Below are 17,731 nucleotides of genomic sequence, written 5' to 3' on the forward strand. Positions count from 1 at the left end.
TCAGGCTCCTTCCACGGCGACCGCGGCCCGACGCACGCGCGCCGTGCGCTTGGCGACGAGGCGCGATGCCGAACGCAGCTTGGGGTTGGCGAGCTCGTCCACGCCGAAGTTGATGAGGGCGGCGGCCGTGCCGACCAGTGCGATGCACAGCCCCGGCGGCACCAGCCACCACCAGAGTCCGCGGAGCACGGCGCTCTGTTGCTGAGCGGCTTGGATCATGGTCCCCCAGCTCACGGCGGAGGAGTCGGATACGCCGAGGAAGGCCAGACCTGCCTCGGCCATCACGCCGCCGATGAGACCGCCGAGGAACATCGACGCGATCCAGCCGTACAGATGCGGGAGCACCTCGGTGAAGATGAGGCGCGTGTGGGACTCTCCCATCATCCGCATCGCCTGCACGAAATCACGGCTGCTCACGCTCATCGCCTGCGCACGGAGGGTTCGGGCGCCGCCGGCCCAGCCGAAGACACCGATGATGACGGCGATCATGACGAGGCCGGTGCCCTGCAGGTATCCCGCCACCACGAAGATCAGCGGCAGCACGGGCATCACGAGGAAGAGGTTGGTCACGAAGTTCAGGGCCTGACCCGTGACACCGCGGAAGTAACCGGACGGCACGCCGACGAGGATGGCGAGGAGGGTGCCGATCGCCGCCGACAGGAAACCGACGAACATCGAGCCGCGCGCACCCTCGACGACCTGGGCGAGCACGTCCTGGCCGAACTGCGTGGTGCCCAGCAGGTGCTGGGGGCTCGGCGGCTGCGAGATGGCGGAGATGTCGTTGGCGCGCGCATCCAGTCCGAAGATGTCCAGCAGCAGTTGGCCGAACAGCGCCAGCAGGACGAAGAAGGCCAGCACGACGACACCGAAGGTCACCTTGCCGTTCGCGAAGAGACGGTACTTCACGTCACTTCTCCTCTCGCACACGCGGGTCGAGCCAGGCGTAGACGGAGTCCGCGATGAGGTTGGCCAACAGAACGGTGAGCGTCACGAGGAGGAAGACGCCCTGCATGACGGGGTAGTCGCGCTTCTGCAGCGCGGAGAAGAGCAGGTAGCCGATGCCGGGGTAGCTGAAGACGATCTCCGTCAGCAGCGCGCCGCCGACGACTCCGCCGAGCGCCATCGCGAAGCCCGTGAACTGCGGCAGCATGGCGTTGCGGGCGGCGTAGCGCCAGCGCACGCGCGACGACGACAACCCCTTCGCCTGGGCGAGCAGCACGTAGTCCTCACCGACCGTCGTGACGGTCATGTTGCGCATTCCGAGCATCCAGCCGCCGAAGGCGGAGAACACGATCGTCGCCGCCGGCAATGCGCCGTACTGCAGCGCGCTCAGAATGAAAGGCAGGTTGAACCCGATCGGAAGGTTGGGGTCGTAGCCGCCCGCGAGCGGGAACCACCCGAGGATGAAGCCGAAGTACCAGACGGCGAGCAGCGCGATCCAGAAGTACGGCACCGAGGACAGGAAGGTGGTGAGCGGGGTGACGATCGAGTCGAATCGCGATCCCGCCCTCCACCCGGCGGCGACGCCGAGGGCCGTGCCCAACAGGAAAGCGGCGATCGTCGTCGTGCCCACCAGCAGGAGGGTCCACGGCAGGCCCGTGGCCACGAGGTCCGCGACCGGCACGGGGAAGTTCACGATCGAGACGCCGAGGTCGAACCGCGACAGCTGCACGAGGTATGCGCCGTACTGCTCGAAGAGGTTCTCCTGCGGGTTGCCGAACAGGCCCTGGATGGATTGCAGCGTGGCCGGGGGCAGCGCCTGCCCGCTCACACGCTCCAGCTGATCGATGATCGCCGCCGAGGGGTCACCGGGCATCAGGCGCGGAATGACGAAGTTGAGCGTGATCGCTGCCCATGCTGCGGCCAGATAGAAGCCGAACCGGCGCAGCAGGAACATGCTCCGGCCGCGCCGGGGCCTCTTCTTGGCCGTCACCTGCGCCACGCTGACCGTGGCGGAGGTGACGGCGCCCGGTGCCAGGCTCATGATGCGGGAGTGAGCGAGAGGAGGGTGCGGATGGTGTCGGGCCCGAGGCTCGGGAAGGGCACCGCATCGAAGTCGTCCGGCGTCGGCCAACCCTTCCAGTGCGAGGCGTTCACATCGACGAACCAGTACGAGTTGTACAGCGGCGAGAACGGCACCTCGTCCACCACGATGCGCTGCATCTGCATCCCGAGGTCCTTCATCGTCGCCTCGTCCGCCGCCCGCGTCATCTGGCCGAGCACCTCATCGGTCTCGGAGTCGTTCCAGCGGCCGATGTTGGTGGCCGCGGCCGTACCGAGCGGCTCGACGTAACGGCTGTCGAGGAAGCTGTACACGCCGTACACGCCCGCTCCGCCGGTCGTCGCGATGGTCAGATCGAAGTCGCCGGTCTTCTGCTGGTCGTACAGGGTCGCACCCGGTGCGCCCGCGGGGGCGACGGTGACCCCGAGAACCTTCTTCCAGCTGTTGATCATGATGTCGGCGTACGCGTTCCAGCCGAAGTCCTGGTTGAACGAGAGTCGCGGCGTGAAGGTCTTGCCGTCCTTGACCAGCGCCCCGTCGACCACCTCGTAGCCGCTCGCCGCGAGGGCGGCGACCGCTGCGTCGGCGTCGACCTCCTGCACCATCCCCTGATATTCCGGGGCGATCCAGTCCGAGTAGATCTGGTCGACGAGGCCCGTGGGGCCGGCCTCGGTGCCCGGGCGATTCAGGGTGGCGGTGATGTCCGACCGAGGGATCGACATCGCGAAGGCGCGCCGCACGTTGACGTCGTCGAACGGCGCCTGCGCGGTGTTGTACATCATCGAGTACGCCCCGCCCGTGGCGTAGAGCTGGTAGAGGTTCGTTTCGGGGTTCTGGGCCACGAACTCCTGCTCGGCGTTGGGCCAGCCGGTCGGGGCCCAGTCGACGTCGCCGCGCAGCAGCTGAGCCTTCACGGTCTCGCCGCTGGTCGCGAGGATCTTCATGTAGGCCATGGGGAGCTTGCCACCCCAGTAGTCCTCGCGCGCCTTGAGGGTGACCTGCTGCGCGGCGAAGGCGTCGAGGGTGAAGGGACCCGTGCCCACCGGGTCGGGGTTGGTCCAGGTGGTCAGGTCCTGGTCTTTCCAGATGTGCTCGGGCACCATCGGCAGCGAGCTGGATGCGAACTGGTTCAGAGCGGCGAACGACGGTTCGTCGAAGGAGACCTGCACGGTGTCGTCGTCGACCTTCTCGACACCGGCGTACGTGACGCCGGCGAGGTTGAGTTCCGGACGCTCGAGCGGAAGCGAGAGGGAGTAGGCCACGTCATCGGCCGTCAGCGCCTCGCCGTCGGAGAAGGTCACGTCGTCGCGGATGTCGATCGTGAGCTGAGTGCCGGACTCGTCGAAATCGAGCGAGGCGGCAAGCCACGGTTCGACGACGGCGCCGTTGGCATAGTCGATGCGCGCGAGCGGCTCGTAGATGAGCTCCGCGTTCGGCGCCTTCTCGGTCGCGGGGCCGAGGACGTTGTAGTTGCGGACGTAGGTGGTGCCGCCATCCGACTTGCCGAAGATGATGGTGTCGGCTCTGGTTCCGCCCGCGGAGGTCGTGCCGGCCGTGCAGCCGGCGACGGCCACGAGTGCGGATGCCGCGAGGGCTACGGCGAGGACTCGTCTGGTGGTGCGCATTCCTGTCTCCTTCGACTGGATGTTCTCGGGGTGTCACCGCGGCGACGAGCCACGATGCTCTGATGCGGGAAGCACGCTGTTGTGCTCCGAAGGCCACCTCGTGTTCATTCGTATGAGCACCTGATTCATCGATCAGGAATGGATGCTTCTACGTATGAGCACGAGGCTATGAAGAAGACTGGACGAAGTCAAGACCTCGGCCGGGCTTCTTCGGTACTACTGGTTGCGGAAGGCGTCGTCGAAGGAGGCGGTGGGAGTGGGCCAGAGCAGGCTCCGGACGAACTCGACCGCTTGGGCGGCGCCGTGGCGGCGGTCCATGCCCGCGTCCTCCCACTCGATGGAGATGGGGCCGTCGTAGCCGATGGCTTCGAGGGCGCGGAAGGAGTCCTCCCAGGGCACGTCGCCGTGACCGGTGGAGACGAAGTCCCACCCCCGGCGAGGATCCCCCCACGGCAGGTGCGAACCCAACACTCCCGCCCGACCGTTACGGGGCCGCATCCTGGTGTCCTTGCAGTCCACGTGATAGATCCGGTCCTGGAAGTCCCAGATGAACCCGACCGGATCGATGTTCTGCCACATCATGTGCGACGGATCCCAATTGAACCCGAACGCGTCGCGGTGATCGATCGCCTCCAGCGCGCGCACAGAACTCCAATAGTCGTACGCGATCTCACCCGGATGCACCTCGTGCGCGAACCGCACCCCCTCCGAATCGAACACGTCGAGGATCGGATTCCACCGCGCCGCGAAATCCTCGAACCCACCCTCGATCACCGAGGCCGCAACCGGCGGGAACATCGCCACATACGGCCAGATCGACGACCCGGTGAACCCGACGACCGTGTCCACACCGAGCTTGCGGGCCACCCGCGCCGCCCGCTTCATGTCCTCCGCCGCCCGCTGACGCACACCCTCCGCGTCACCATCACCCCACACGTACTCGCGCACGATCGCCTCATGACGAAAATCGATCGGCGCATCACACACCGCCTGACCCGCCAGATGATTCGAGATCGCGAACACCCGAAGTCCGTACCGGTCGAGAATCTCCCGCCGCGACGCGACATACGCATCATCCACATCCGCACGACACAGATCCAGATGATCACCCGACGCCGCGATCTCCAACCCGTCAAACCCCCAAGACGCCGCCAAACCCGCCACCTCCTCGAACGGAAGATCCGCCCACTGCCCCGTAAACAAAGTGACGGGATGCGTGTTGGTCATAGCGACTCCTTCGATTTGAGCGAGGAGGCCCCTCGCGCGGTGACGGGGGCGACGTCGACCCAGCGACGCTCCCGGGCGGACGTGAGCACGGCGTCGGTGATCTCGGCGGCCCGCAGACCGTCGGCGAAGGTGGGCAGGCCGTCCGGGCTCGCACCCTCGAGCACCGCGTACGCGTCGGCGACGAAGGCGTTGAACGCGTCCTGGTAACCCATCGGGTGACCCGCCGGCACGAGCGAGAGCCCACGGTCACCTGGCGCATCCGGATCCCTGAGAACGAGCTGCGATCCCTCGCGGGAGCCGATCCACAGCTGCTCCGACCGCTCCTGAGCGAAGCGGAGGCTGCGCGACGAGCCGTGCAGCTCGAGAACGAGCCCGTTCTTGCGACCGGGGGCGAGCTGGCTGACCAGCAGCGTCCCCAGCGCCCCGCCCTCGAGTTCGACCATTACGGCAGCGATGTCCTCGTTGCCGACCGCCGCACCCGCCCGCGTCTCGAACACCGTCGAGGTGCGCGCCGAGAGAGCGACGATCCGTCGACCGGTGACGAACTCGAGCAGATCGCAGAGGTGGGAGCCGATGTCGGCGAAGGCGCGGGAGGCCCCGCCGGCGACCGCATCCACCCGCCAGTCGGTGTCGCCCGCATCCAGCAACCAGTCCTGAAGATACGCACCGTCGATCGTGAGGATGCGCCCGACAGCCCCCGTGGCGACGAGTTCACGCGCCTGGCGCACCACGGGGTGGTACCGGTACACGAACGGTACGGCCCCCGCGACGCCGGCCTCCTCGGCGGCGACGACGACCGCGCGCGCATCGTCCACCGAGGTGGCGAGGGGTTTCTCGCAGATCACGTGCTTGCCCGCGGCGAGCGCGGCCAGCGTCTGCTCCGCGTGGTCGCGGTTGGGGGTGCACACGTGCACCACATCGATGTCGTGCGCAGCGATGAGCTCTGCTGCATCCCTGGCCGGACGTCCGATCCCCAGGCGATCCGCGGCCTGGGCTGCGCGCTCGGGCGACGAGCTGGCGAGGGCGACCAGCCGCGCACCGGCGGCGCGCGCTGCACGAGAGTGCACGGCCGCCATGAAGCCGCCGCCCAGAAACCCGGCGCGCACCGGAGCGAACCCGGTCACAGCGTCGCCTGCCGCGGGTCACGGTCCTCTGGCACGAGGGGCAGGGCGTCGACGGTGCTCGCAACGGCCACCGCCGCCCCCGTCTGCACGGATTCGTCGATCGCCACCAGGGTGTCGAGCACGTGATAGCCCAGGCGGCCCGTGGCGATATGCGCGCCGCCGGTGCGAATGGCCCGTGCCATGTCCAGCACGCCGAGCCCTCGGCCCGCCTCAACGCCGACGGGCGCGACCGTCTCCCAGACCGGATCCGCGCCGCCGCGCGCGCGCCCCACGCGCACCTCGCCCCCGAAGGTATTGGGATCGGGCACGATGAGCGCTCCCTCCGTGCCGTTGATCTCGATGACTCCGCTGCGGGCCAGCACGGCGTCGAAGCTGAAGACGCTGTCGGCGGCCGCGCCGCTCTCGAAGCGGGTCAGCGCCTGGACGTGTGTCGGCACCTCGACGGGGAAGGTCTCTCCCACCCGGTTCCCCACTCGGATCTCGCGAGCGGTGCGGGAACGGGTTCCGAGCGCCATCACCCGATCGACCGCGCCGAAGACGCTCACGAGAGCCGAGACGTAGTACGGGCCCATGTCGAAGAGGGGCCCGGCGCCGCGGGCGAAGAGGAACTCCGGGTTGGGATGGAAGGTGTCGGGGCCGATGTACTGCATGGTCGTGTGCGCCGAGAGGGGGACGCCGATGTCGCCGCGCAGCACGGCGCGGCGCGCGGTCTGCATCCCCGGGCCGAGGATCGTATCCGGAGCGACGCCTACGCGTAGGCCCGCGGCATCAGCGGCGGCGAGCAGGGCGAGCGCACTCTCCCGGTCGATCCCGAGGGGCTTCTCCGACCAGACATGCTTGCCGGCGGCGATGGCCGCCGCGCTGACCGCGGCGTGCGCGGCGGGGATCGTGAGGTTGACGACGATCTCGACGTCGGAGTGGGCGAGCACATCCTCGGGCGCACCGGCGTGCGGCACCCCGTGGCGGGCCGCCTGGGCTGCCGCGCGAGCCGTGTCGAGGTCGCCGATCGCCGTCACGCGGACGTCCGGGAACGAGCCGAGGTTCTCGAGATAGGTGTCGCTGATCATGCCGGCGCCGATGACGCCGATGCCGACGGGCCCCGTGCCGGTCATCGGATGCCCGCTTCTGCGAGGAACGCGATGCCCGCCGCGAGGGCATCGAAGAGGTCGCCGTCGTACTCGTCGAACTCGAGCACGGCGAGTTCGAGCGAGCTCGCCGCCGCCAACGTCGCGGCGAGCGGTACCTCGCCCTGTCCCGCCGGCACCTGATCGAGGACACCCGGAGGCGAGTCCGGGAGGAAGGGATCGAACGCCGTGCTGCCGTCCTTGATGTGCAGGGCCCGCACCCGCCGCCCGAGTCGGGTGACCAGCGCGGGAACGTCCTGCCGCCCGACAGCGGCCCAGTATGCGTCGACCTCGAGGACGACGTCCTCTCGCAGGAGCGAGACGAAGAACTCGTAGGCGCTCCGGCCGTCGATCACGTGATGGAACTCCTGCGAGTGGTTGTGGTACCCGACGCGCAGACCTCGGGATGCGGCGACCGACGCCGCGTGATTCAGCCGGTCGGCCGTACGGCGCACCGCATCCTCGTCGCGCCAGTACTCGGCCCACACCATCGGCTCGAACACCGTGTGCGCCCCGAGCCGGTGCGCCGCATCGAACACCTCGTCCAGCGTCGCCGCGCTCCCCTCGCCCGCGCCCACCAGGGAAGCGTGGACGCTCGGGCTGCGCAGGCCGTGACGCGCGAGGGATTCCGCCAGCGCCGCACCCCCGCCGACGATGTCGTAGGCCTCCACCCGACGCACCCCGAGCCGGGCGAGGTGTGCGAAGGTCTCCTCCCGGTCAGCGGCCAGGTCGTCGCGCAGAGAGTACAGCTGAACAGCGAGTGCGGGTTCGGTCATGGGGAGGATCCTCGATTCTCTGACGCGACGGTGCGTCTGGGCGGGCGGCGATGCCACGCGATGGAGTTGACGAAAACCGACAGTAGTGCCGGTTTTGAAATTCGTCCACCCCCGCTAGGGTCATCCCCATGCCCGACACCCCGCCGCGCGGCTACGCCAGCGGCCGCAGACGCCGCGACCAGGTGGTGTCCGCCGCCTTCGCCGCGTTCGGAACCGTCGGATACCGGCAGACGAGCATGAGTCAGATCGCCGCGGACTGCGGCGTCTCACGCGCCGGGCTCGCGCACCATTTCCCCACCAAGGAGTCCCTCCTCGAGGCGGTGCTCGACGAACGGGATCGGCGCCACTCGCTGCGCTTCTTCGAGGGCGCACCCGGCCCGGGCCGCGACGGACTCGATCACTTCGCCCGACTCGTCGCACTCACCCGAGCCAATGCCACGACACCGGGAATCGTGAGTCTGTACGCCGCCCTCTCGGCCGAGGCGACCGATCCCACCCACCCCGCGCACTCCTACTTCGCGCGTCGATACAAGAACTCGAGGGAGCACCTCGCGCTCGCGGTGGATGACCTGCGTTCTCGCGGACTGCTGCGAGACAGCGCCGTCGACAGCTTTCGGCTGGCAGAGGAGATCATCGCGATCATGGATGGCCTGCAGATCCAGTGGCTCTACTCCCCCCGCACCGTCGACATGGCCGGCCGTCTGCGTGACCGTCTGAGCGAGATCATCCGCGTGGAGCTGCCGCCGGCGTCTCCCGCATCCTCCACGGCGCTGTGAGGTTCTCCGCACGGTGACACCGGGGTAACGCCCCCGAGACAAAGCCGCGATTGACTGAGGACAGTCACCGCATCGCATGGCCGATGCCTTCCGCAGCGAAAGGAGCGGCCGATGATCCCCCGACCGCTGAGACATGACGCCCCCTCCCCCGCGCCGATGCGGGCCGAGGACGTCCCGGCCCAGATGCGCGCCGCCGTCATCGACGCGACCGGAGCGCCGGAGCTCCTCCACGAGACCCAGCTGCCGGTTCCCCAGCCTGTCCTCGGCGAGCTGCTCGTGCGCGTGGTCGCCGCCGGAGTGAATCCCATCGACGCGAAGACGCGCGCGGGGCAGGGCGTGAGCGGAGCCATCGCGGCCTACCCCGCCGCGCTGGGTTTCGACTTCAGCGGCGTCGTGGTCGCGTCTCCGTTCGAGGCGCACCCGTTCCCCGCCGGCACGGAGGTCTTCGGAATGGTGCCCTTCCCCCGCACCGGCGGGACCTACGCCGAGTACGCGGTCGTGCCGTCCCAGTCCGTCGCCCGCAAGCCCGCATCGCTTTCGCACGTCGAGGCCGCCGGCATCCCCCTCGCCGCACTCACCGCGTGGGGCGTGGTCGTCGAGACCGCACACGCTCACGAGGGTCAGCGCGTGCTGATCCACGCCGGCAGCGGCGGCGTGGGCCACTTCGCCGTGCAGCTCGCCGCCTACTTCGGCGCGCACGTGACGGTCACCTCCTCCGCCCGCAACGCCGCGTGGCTCCGTGAGCTCGGCGCGTCCGTGGTCATCGATTACGCCACCACACGTTTCGAGGACGTCGTGGCGGACATGGACGTCGTGATCGACCTCGTCGCCAACACCGAGGACGAGGTCGGAACGCGCTCGCTCGGCGTCATTCGGCCCGGCGGCCTGTACATCATGGTGCCCAGCGGCGGCTGGCCCGGTTTCGCCGAGGCTGCGGCGGAGGCCGGGGTGCGCGCCACCGGCTACAAGGTCATCCCCGACGGCGACGTTCTCGCGACCCTCGCGCGGCTGCTCGACACCGGATCGATCCAGGTCTACGTCGACACCGTGTACGAGCTCGCGGATGCGGCCGAGGCTCACCGCGCGCTGGAGCGCGGCCGCACGCGGGGCAAGTCGGTGTTGCGCATCAGCGAGGCGTGATCGTCAGCGCCCTGCTCGCGGTCTCCGCCACTGCGTCTGCGACCGCATCCAGCAGCGAGGACGTCAGGTTCCACTGCTGCCAGTACAGCGGAACGTCGACAGGCGACCCGGGAAGCAGCACGAGCGAGCCGTCGGCGAGGTCCGATTCCGTCTGGAGATCGGGCAGCATCCCCCATCCGAGACCGCCGCGGACCGCGTCGGCGAACGCGTGCGAACCGGGCACGAAGTTGCGGGGCGGGGACGCGGGATCGACGCCCCGCTCGCGCAACCACCTGGTCTGCAGTTCGTCGCGGCGATCGTAGTCGACAACCCGGGCGTGCTCCGGCCCCAGATGCTCGAGCTCCCGCGCGCATGCCGGCGTTGCCACGGCACGGTAGCGCATCGCCCCGAGGGGACGCGCCCGGCATCCGGCCACGGGGTCGGCCCGGGACGTGACCGCGGCGACCACCCGCCCCGATGCGAGGAGCTCCGCGGTGAAGTCCTGATCGTCCCGGTGGAGATCGAAAACCGCGTCGCCCAGCGCGGCGACCTGCGACAGCGCGGCGACGAACCAGGTCGACAGCGAATCCGCGTTGACGGCGAGCGGCAGACTGACCGCCACCCGACTCTCCCCCTCGCCCGGCTCGCCCAGCTCTCGCAGCACATCGTGCGAGAGCAGCGCATACTGCCGAGCCAGACGCACCACAAGTTCACCGTCCGCGGTCGCGCGGGCGGGCTTCGACCGCACGAGCAGGACACGACCCAACCGCTCCTCGAGCGCACGGATGCGCTGACTGACCGCCGAGGGCGTGATGCGCAGTCGGCGAGCCGCCGCATCCATCGTGCCCGTGTCGACCACGGCCGCGAGCGTCGCCGCGAGGTCGGCGGGAAGATCCGTCATGAGCACAGCTTACGGCGGTGAAGTAATCCGAACTGGTGCTCATGCAGTGCCGAACATAACGTCGGAGTGTGTTCCCTTCGCTCGCCGCGGGCCTCGGCCTCGGCCTCTCGCTCATCGTCGCCATCGGCGCGCAGAACCTGTTCGTGCTGCGCCAAGGCATCCGGCGAGAGCACGTCCTCACCGTCGCACTCGTCTGCTCCGCCTCGGATGCGGCGCTCATCGCCGTCGGGGTGTCGGGCCTCGGGCTCGCACTCGAGGCCGCCCCGTGGGCGGTGCAGGTCGCGCGATGGGTGGGGGCAGCGTTCCTGCTCGCGTACGCCTTACTCGCCGCGCGCAGGGCATGGCAAGGCGGCGGTCTGCCCTCCGTCGACGCGACATCTGCACGAGAGGTGGTGACCACGGTGACGGATAGGGCAGACGAGGCGAGCGACGATGGTGCCACTGTGCAGACATCGCGCGCCGCCCCGCCCGTGGCGACCGCATCCATCCCGGACCGCACCTCGCGCACCGGGGCACTGCTCACATGCCTGGCGCTGACCTGGCTCAATCCGCACGTGTACCTCGACACCGTCTTCCTGCTCGGGTCCGTGGCGAGCACGCATGGCCACACCCGGTGGTGGTTCGCGGCTGGCGCGATGTTGGCGAGCCTGGCGTGGTTCTTCTCCCTCGCCTACGGCGCCCGGCTGCTCGGCCGGATGTTCACGTCGCCGAACGCGTGGCGGGTTCTCGACGGCATCATCGCCGTCGTGATGGCGCTGCTCGCGCTCAGCCTCATCCTCGGCGGCTGATCCGGGCGCAAGCCACGGCATCCTGCCACCCGCTCGTCATTCGCAACAGCCCGCAGCGTCGCCGGCCCATCCGCGGCACAATGTGCGCATGCGTCATGTCCGAGTGATCGTCAGCGGCGCCGTGCAGGGCGTCGGCTTCCGCTATTCCGCCCACGATGCCGCCGCTCGCCTCGGCGTCGCCGGATGGGTGAGGAACCGTCACGACGGCACGGTCGAGGCCGAGCTCCACGGCGAGGAAGGACGCGTGGATCGGATGATCGATTGGCTTCGCAAGGGGCCGCCTGCAGCGCACGTCGAGCGCGTGGAGGTCTCGGAGACCACTCCTACCGGGCCGCTCAGTTTCGACATCCGAGAAGACGCCTGAACATGCACGAAGGGCCCCGTCCGAAGACGGGGCCCTTCGTGTGAGACGTGTCTCAGACCAGTGCGTTGACGTCCAGCGGGATACCGGGGCCGAACGTGGTCGACACCGCACCCTTCTGGATGTAACGACCCTTGGAGCTGGACGGCTTCAGACGGACGATCTCCTCGAGAGCGGCCTTCAGGTTCTCGTCGAGCTGGTCGGCCGAGAACGAAGCCTTACCCACGACGAAGTGCACGTTGGCGTGCTTGTCGACGCGGAACTCGATCTTTCCGCCCTTGATCTCCTCGACGGCCTTGGCCGGGTTCGGGGTGACCGTGCCGGTCTTCGGGTTCGGCATGAGGCCACGGGGACCCAGGACCTTACCGAGGCGACCGACCTGGCCCATGAGCTCGGGGGTCGAGACGGCGGCGTCGAACGACGTGTAGCCGCCCGCGACCTTCTCGATCAGCTCGGCGCCGCCGACCTCGTCAGCGCCCGCAGCGAGAGCGGCCTCGGCGGCCGGGCCCGTCGCGAACACGATGACGCGGGCGGTCTTGCCCGTGCCGTGCGGGAGGATGACGGTGCCGCGCACCATCTGGTCCGCCTTGCGGGGGTCGACCGACAGCTTGAGGGCGACCTCGACGGTCGAGTCGAACTTCTTCGACCCGGTCTCCTTCGCGAGGGTCACAGCCTCGGTCGGGGTGTAGAACTTGTCGGCCTCGATCTTCTCGGCGGCCGCGCGGAATGCCTTGGACTTGGTAGCCATGTTCGTTATCTCCCTCAGTCCTCGACCGTGATGCCCATGGAGCGGGCGGTGCCGGCGATGATCAGCGAGGCAGCCTCGATGTCGTTCGCGTTCAGGTCGGGCATCTTCGTCTCGGCGATCTGGCGCACCTGGTCCTTGGTGAGCTTCGCAACCTTGACGGTGTGGGGGGTCTTCGATCCCTTGGCGACGCCTGCGGCCTTCTTGATGAGCTCCGCGGCAGGCGGGGTCTTCAGGATGAAGGTGAAGCTGCGGTCCTCGTAGACGGTGATCTCCACGGGGATGACGTTGCCGCGCTGCGACTCGGTCGCGGCGTTGTACGCCTTGCAGAACTCCATGATGTTGACGCCATGCTGACCGAGCGCGGGGCCGATCGGCGGCGCCGGGTTGGCTGCACCGGCGTTGATCTGAAGCTTGATCAGGCCGGTCACCTTCTTCTTCGGTGCCATTCTTCTTTCCTTTCATCGAGCGGATGCCGGATGCATCGGCTCTCCCGCATCCCATCGAGAGAAGCGGTTGTGGCAGCGCGCCGAAGCGGCACGCAAACCACAACACTCTACCGCATCACCGGGCGTGTCGCGGCATCCACCGGGACGACGAACGCCCCGCCGGCAGAGCCGGGCGGGGCGTTCGAGGAGCCGCCTACTTCAGCGCGCCGAAGATGCGCGGCGAGGTGCGAGCGTGCGTGACCTGCTCGTAGCTGTACGCCAGTCCGATCAACGTGCCCTCGGAGAAGTCCCGTCCGAGGAACTCGATGTTCGTTCCGACCGTCTGCCCACCTTCGCCCGTGCCCGATGCGCTCATCGGCACGGTCACCGCGGGAAGCCCGGTGTTCGGGCTCAGTCGCATGTACTTGGTGTCGATCGTGCCGTAGGCGTGCGTGCTGGGGTAGATGATCGCGTCGAGGTCGGCGTCGTCCATCATCTTCGTGACGAGCGCCTTGCCGGCCGCGATCTGGCGCGTGTGCGAGCCCTCGGCGCCGGCCCAGGCCTCGTACGTCTCGGGGGTGATGGCGTTGCGGGAGACGTAGGTGCTGCGGTAGCCGGGCACGAAGCTTCCGCTGTCGATGATGCCCTGCAGGCTGCGGGCGGTGACGTTTGGGTTCAGGTAGGACGCGATGTACTGGTCGAGGTCATGCTTGAACTCGTTGGTCGAGCCCGACCCCTCGCCGGTGACGGCGGTGAACTCGGCCGGAGGAGTGATCGTGACGACGGTCGCCCCCTGCGCGGTGAGCAGGTCGCGAGCCGCCGCGAAGCGCGTCGCGGTGTCGCCCGTGCCGCTCAGCGAACCGATCACACCGATCCGTGCGCCCTTGAGAGCGCCCGGGTCGAGGAACGACGCGTAGGACTCCGGAACCTTGCCGACCTGGCGTTGAGTGACGGCGTCGTTCTCATCCACGCCGACGACGGCGTCGAGCGCCAGCGCCGCATCCGTCACGCTGCGCGCGATCGGGCCGCCGGTGTCCTGCGAAAGGGCGAGGGGAATGATGCCGTCGCGGCTTGCGAGACCCACCGTGGGCCGGATGCCGACGAGCTGGTTGTAGGAGGAGGGCACGCGGATGGAGCCGCCCGTGTCGGTGCCGAAGCCGATGCCGGCGAGGTTCGCGGCGATGGCAGCTCCTGTCCCACCCGACGAACCGCCCGCCGTCTTGGTCGTGTCGTAGGGGCTTGCGACATACAGCGAGGAACCTGCCGGCTGGAAGGCGGAGAACTGCGAGCTGAACCCGTAGGCGAACTCGTCGAGGCTCGCCTTGGCGATGATGATCGCCCCGTCGGCCCGGAGTCCCTCGACCATGTGGGCGTCACCGGCGGTCTGGTTCCCGTTCCAGCAGCCGCAACCGCCGGTGGTGACCATGTCCTTCGTGTTGTAGTTGTCCTTGACCGCGACCGGCACGCCCAGCAGCATGCTGGTCATCCCGTGCGCGGCGCGCTCTGCATCGGCGGCTGCCGCCGCCTCGAGGGCGGTGCTGCTCGTCGTGATGATCGCGTTCAGGGGACGGGCGGTGTTCGTCGTGATGGCGGGGGCGGCGGGATCGACGGGGTACGGGATCACCGTGTCGTCGTAAGCCTTGATGCGCTTCAGGTAGGCCGTGGTGAGTTCCACCGAGGTGATCACGCCGGCGTTCATCGCCGCCTGCATGTCGACGGTAGAGGCCTCGATCAGCTCGAACGGGCCGTCGTCGTAGATCATGCGCTGCGACAGGGCGGCGAGGTCCGCGATCGTGATCGCACCGTCCACGTCCGTGTCGATTACGGCGATCTCCGGCCACGCGGCGTCGGCGGCCGTCACGCCGAGATAGCGCGCGGCGACGGCGAGGTCGTCGGCATCGACCTGACGGTCACCGGTGAGATCGAGTTCGGTGTAGTACGGAGCGAGCATCGCGGCGGATGCGGCGGGCTCCGGCTCGGCGAAGGCGGGCGCCACGGCCATGACGGCGGTGACGGTACCCAGTGCCGCTGCGGCGGCGATCGTGCGGGTCGTACGGGTGGACATGGACGCTCTCCTGGAAAACGCGAAGGTTGCGGGAACGACTGCGCGGCGACGGCTCATCGGGTGACCGCCCTGCGGCGGATGAGCAGCACGACGCCGAGCGCGACGACGGCGAGTGCGATCGCACCGACGACGAACCACGGCGTGGCGTCGACACCGGTGGTGGGCAGCGATTCGCTCGTGCCTGCGGCGGGCAGAGCGGCGGGCGTCGACGTGCCCGGCGACGGCGTCGTCGACGGCGGAGACGCGACGGCGGTGATGGCTGTGGTGGCCGGATCGATCGCTGTCACGTCGAGCGAGGCGGTGTCGCGCGCCGCACCGACGAGGTCGGCCGATACCAGCTCGATCACCGCGTCGCCTGCCGCGAGCGCCGTGAACGTGAGCGAGACGAGCGGCTGCGCGCCGACGAGTCCGGGCGAGGTGCCCAGGCGGCTGTGTGCGAGGTAGGCGACGCCACCGTCGGCATCCGCTGTCGCGTCACCGAAGCCGCCCTCAGGGAAGGTAGCGCTGCCTTCGTCGAACGAGAGCAGCTCGACGTCGTAGCCGAGCGCGAGGTCGTAGGCGTAGAGGTCTTCGACGTTGGCTGCGGCGATCGTGACGGTCACCGTGTCGCCGACCTCGGCGGCACTGGTCGCGGTGATCGTGACGCCTGCCGCGGTGGGAGCGGCATGGGCGGCGGGTGCGACGAGCAGCGTCGCGCCGAGCAGCGCCGCTGCGGCGGCCGTGGCCGCCGCGAGGCGGCGCGGGATGAATCTGGGCATGCGGGAGCGGATCCTTCCTGAGGGCCCGCGAAGCGCTCGGGTGCGCTGACGCGGAGGATGTCTGGTGCTCCTGCAGCGTCACAGGCCCGGATTTCCCGCTCGGGCTCTGGAGTGTTTCCACCAGGTAAAAGATGTACCGATCGGTTCACACCCTGGAGGCGCCGTGCACACCTGCCACCCCGCGGCGGAATGACGAACGCCCCGCCGGCAGAACCGGCGGGGCGTTCGAGGGGTCTGCGGGTCAGACCATCTTCGAGACCTGGTCGAACGACAGCTCGACCGGCGTCTCGCGCTCGAAGAGCGAGACGAGGACCGTGAGCTTGCCGCTCTCGGGCTTGATCTCGCTGATCGAGCCGGGAAGACCCGCGAACGAGCCCTCCTTGATGGTGATGGTCTCACCGATCTCGTAGTCGACCTCCGCCGCGATGACGCGGGCGGCCGCCGGGGCGGAGCTGCCGCCACCGGACTTCGCCGGGGCGACGTCCTTGATCTCGACGAGGCTCTTCAGCATGTTGAACGCCTCTTCGAAGCGCAGCGGCGTCGGGTTGTGGGCGTTGCCGACGAAGCCGGTGACGCCGGGCGTGTGGCGGACGACCGACCAGGTGTCCTCGTTGAGTTCCATGCGCACGAGCACGTAGCCCGGGATGCGCACGCGGGTGACCATCTTGCGCTGGCCGTTCTTGATCTCGACGACGTCTTCCATCGGGACCTCGACCTGATAGATGTCGTCCTCGACCTCGAGCGTCGACTTGCGCTGCTCGATGTTGGCCTTCACCTTGCGCTCGAAGCCGGCGTAGGAGTGGATGACATACCACTTGCCCTCGAGCGAGCGCAGTTCCTGACGGAACGCCTCGTAGGGATCGGCGTCCGCGTCGACCTCTTCCTCGACCTCGTCCACGGCGGCGGCCGCGTCATCGATCTCGGCCACGAACTCGGGGTCGAGCACGGGAGCGTCCGGCTCGCCGTTGATGTCGGGTCCGTCGTAGGGCGTCACTTCGTCGGCCTCCTCGGCTGCGCGCTCTGCTTCTTCTTCGGCGAGCGATTCGGTCAGCACCTCGGCTGCCGCTTCGGCCTCGGCGGCTTCGTCGATCTCCAGCGCGTCGTTCACGATCGCGTCGGCCTCGGGGTCTTCCACGTCGGCATCCGCGTCGTAACCGGTGTCGGAGTCCTCATCCTCGTCGTCGCCCTCGATGTGCAGCGCAACGTGCTCCGCAGCCTCGACGGAGCGCTCTTCGGCGGCGAGGGTGTTGCCCTCCTGCGCCTCGTCGTCCTCGCTGGACTGCTCGGCGGCGGTCGCCCAATCGGCGTCGTCGGTGTATTTCTCAGACACTTACGTACTCTCTCGTTCTGGTCTGCGGGTGGCGACACCCGCGCCTCGCGATGTCAGGCTCCGGGGACTCCGAAGACGACTGTCGTCAGCCAGACGAACACGACATCAAGTCCGTAGACCACCGCCATCATCACGATAACGAAGCCCAGGACGACGCCGGTGAACTTCACCAGCTCCTTGCGCGTCGGGGTGACGACCTTGCGAAGCTCCGCGAAGACCTGGCGGATGAAAATGACGATGCGCAGGAAGAAGTTGGGCTTCTTCTCGCGCACGGCACCGCCAGCGGCGACGACCTCGCCCTTCGGCTCGTCCTGGATCATGCACCCACCTGAATCGCTTACGTCGTGCCAGCATGCGCTGGCGCGCAGGGCGGACAGGAATCGAACCTGCAACCTGCGGTTTTGGAGACCGCTGCTCTGCCAATTGAGCTACCGCCCTAGAGACCCGGAGGTCTCGCGCCCGCACTCCTGCCGCGACCTGATCCGAAGGGATGTGTCGTCCCGATGACGGGCACGGCGAAAGAATGCAGACTTCAACTGCACGCTCAAGTGTACGGCATGGCACACGAGGGCGCGAACGCGC

Annotated in this window: 18 protein-coding genes and 1 tRNA gene; 4 read left to right on the top strand and 15 right to left on the bottom strand. The window is 68.6% G+C overall.

The features are described 5' to 3' along the window. The 7 genes from SK224_RS00955 to SK224_RS00985 all read right to left on the bottom strand — a co-directional run bounded on the left by SK224_RS00955 (position 1) and on the right by SK224_RS00985 (position 7,878). The gene (locus tag SK224_RS00955) at positions 1–906 is read right to left on the bottom strand and encodes an ABC transporter permease (RefSeq protein ID WP_274286088.1); all 906 of its coding nucleotides are present in this window, start codon (positions 904–906) and stop codon (positions 1–3) included. Position 907: 1 nt separating this feature from the next. Further along, positions 908–1,984 carry an ABC transporter permease gene (locus SK224_RS00960; RefSeq protein ID WP_320432982.1) on the bottom strand — a complete coding sequence of 359 codons (1,077 nt, stop codon included), beginning with the start codon at positions 1,982–1,984 and terminating at the stop codon, positions 908–910. Further along, complete coding sequence (locus tag SK224_RS00965; protein ID WP_320432983.1) at positions 1,981–3,627, bottom strand: ABC transporter substrate-binding protein; 1,647 nt, start codon at positions 3,625–3,627, stop codon at positions 1,981–1,983. The genes SK224_RS00960 and SK224_RS00965 overlap by 4 nt, the downstream gene beginning before the upstream one ends. A gap of 216 nt (positions 3,628–3,843) precedes the next feature. Next, complete coding sequence (locus SK224_RS00970; RefSeq protein WP_320432984.1) at positions 3,844–4,854, bottom strand: sugar phosphate isomerase/epimerase family protein; 1,011 nt, start codon at positions 4,852–4,854, stop codon at positions 3,844–3,846. Continuing rightward, complete coding sequence (locus SK224_RS00975; RefSeq protein WP_320432985.1) at positions 4,851–5,978, bottom strand: Gfo/Idh/MocA family oxidoreductase; 1,128 nt, start codon at positions 5,976–5,978, stop codon at positions 4,851–4,853. Before SK224_RS00975 ends, SK224_RS00970 begins: the two co-directional genes overlap by 4 nt. Further along, positions 5,975–7,090 carry a Gfo/Idh/MocA family oxidoreductase gene (locus SK224_RS00980; RefSeq protein WP_320432986.1) on the bottom strand — a complete coding sequence of 372 codons (1,116 nt, stop codon included), beginning with the start codon at positions 7,088–7,090 and terminating at the stop codon, positions 5,975–5,977. The genes SK224_RS00975 and SK224_RS00980 overlap by 4 nt, the downstream gene beginning before the upstream one ends. Further along, on the bottom strand, positions 7,087–7,878 hold the full coding sequence (locus SK224_RS00985; RefSeq protein WP_320432987.1) for a sugar phosphate isomerase/epimerase: 792 nt from the start codon (positions 7,876–7,878) through the stop codon (positions 7,087–7,089). The genes SK224_RS00980 and SK224_RS00985 overlap by 4 nt, the downstream gene beginning before the upstream one ends. Before the next feature lie 128 nt (positions 7,879–8,006). On the opposite strand from SK224_RS00985, the gene SK224_RS00990 reads away from it, so the two are divergent. Next, a complete protein-coding gene (locus SK224_RS00990; RefSeq protein ID WP_320432988.1) occupies positions 8,007–8,654 on the top strand; it encodes a TetR/AcrR family transcriptional regulator in 648 nt (215 codons plus the stop codon). Positions 8,655–8,765: 111 nt separating this feature from the next. Next, the gene (locus SK224_RS00995) at positions 8,766–9,794 is read left to right on the top strand and encodes an NADP-dependent oxidoreductase (protein ID WP_320432989.1); all 1,029 of its coding nucleotides are present in this window, start codon (positions 8,766–8,768) and stop codon (positions 9,792–9,794) included. Here SK224_RS00995 and SK224_RS01000 read toward each other — a convergent pair. Further along, positions 9,781–10,674 carry a LysR family transcriptional regulator ArgP gene (locus tag SK224_RS01000; protein ID WP_320432990.1) on the bottom strand — a complete coding sequence of 298 codons (894 nt, stop codon included), beginning with the start codon at positions 10,672–10,674 and terminating at the stop codon, positions 9,781–9,783. The genes SK224_RS00995 and SK224_RS01000 overlap by 14 nt on opposite strands. Before the next feature lie 68 nt (positions 10,675–10,742). Between SK224_RS01000 and SK224_RS01005 the strand changes: the two genes are divergently transcribed. Together SK224_RS01005 and SK224_RS01010 are read left to right on the top strand one after the other, a co-directional pair. Then, positions 10,743–11,462 (top strand): LysE/ArgO family amino acid transporter, encoded by a 720-nt coding sequence (locus SK224_RS01005; protein WP_320432991.1) that lies wholly within the window; start codon positions 10,743–10,745, stop codon positions 11,460–11,462. A gap of 88 nt (positions 11,463–11,550) precedes the next feature. Next, positions 11,551–11,826: an acylphosphatase gene (locus SK224_RS01010; RefSeq protein ID WP_320432992.1), complete on the top strand. Its 276-nt coding sequence runs from the start codon at positions 11,551–11,553 to the stop codon at positions 11,824–11,826. A gap of 52 nt (positions 11,827–11,878) precedes the next feature. On the opposite strand, the gene rplA is transcribed toward SK224_RS01010, so the two are convergent. The 7 genes from rplA to SK224_RS01045 all read right to left on the bottom strand — a co-directional run bounded on the left by rplA (position 11,879) and on the right by SK224_RS01045 (position 17,587). Then, on the bottom strand, positions 11,879–12,571 hold the full coding sequence (rplA, locus tag SK224_RS01015) for a 50S ribosomal protein L1 (protein ID WP_137417827.1): 693 nt from the start codon (positions 12,569–12,571) through the stop codon (positions 11,879–11,881). Positions 12,572–12,585: 14 nt separating this feature from the next. Next, on the bottom strand, positions 12,586–13,017 hold the full coding sequence (rplK, locus tag SK224_RS01020; RefSeq protein ID WP_137417828.1) for a 50S ribosomal protein L11: 432 nt from the start codon (positions 13,015–13,017) through the stop codon (positions 12,586–12,588). Between the two features lie 193 nt (positions 13,018–13,210). After that, positions 13,211–15,061, bottom strand: coding sequence for an amidase family protein (locus SK224_RS01025; RefSeq protein WP_320432993.1), 1,851 nt, complete (start codon positions 15,059–15,061; stop codon positions 13,211–13,213). A gap of 53 nt (positions 15,062–15,114) precedes the next feature. Next, positions 15,115–15,819 (bottom strand): cohesin domain-containing protein, encoded by a 705-nt coding sequence (locus SK224_RS01030; protein WP_320432994.1) that lies wholly within the window; start codon positions 15,817–15,819, stop codon positions 15,115–15,117. A 241-nt stretch (positions 15,820–16,060) separates the two neighbouring features. Then, on the bottom strand, positions 16,061–17,149 hold the full coding sequence (gene nusG, locus SK224_RS01035; protein WP_307323147.1) for a transcription termination/antitermination protein NusG: 1,089 nt from the start codon (positions 17,147–17,149) through the stop codon (positions 16,061–16,063). Positions 17,150–17,202: 53 nt separating this feature from the next. Continuing rightward, positions 17,203–17,469, bottom strand: a complete 267-nt coding sequence (gene secE / locus SK224_RS01040) for a preprotein translocase subunit SecE (RefSeq protein WP_320432995.1) — start codon at positions 17,467–17,469, stop codon at positions 17,203–17,205. 45 nt (positions 17,470–17,514) lie between these two features. Next, a tRNA-Trp gene (locus SK224_RS01045) sits at positions 17,515–17,587 on the bottom strand. Positions 17,588–17,731: the final 144 nt, after the last annotated feature.

The sequence above is a fragment of the Microbacterium sp. BG28 genome (assembly GCF_034044005.1).
Taxonomy (GTDB): Bacteria; Actinomycetota; Actinomycetes; order Actinomycetales; family Microbacteriaceae; genus Microbacterium.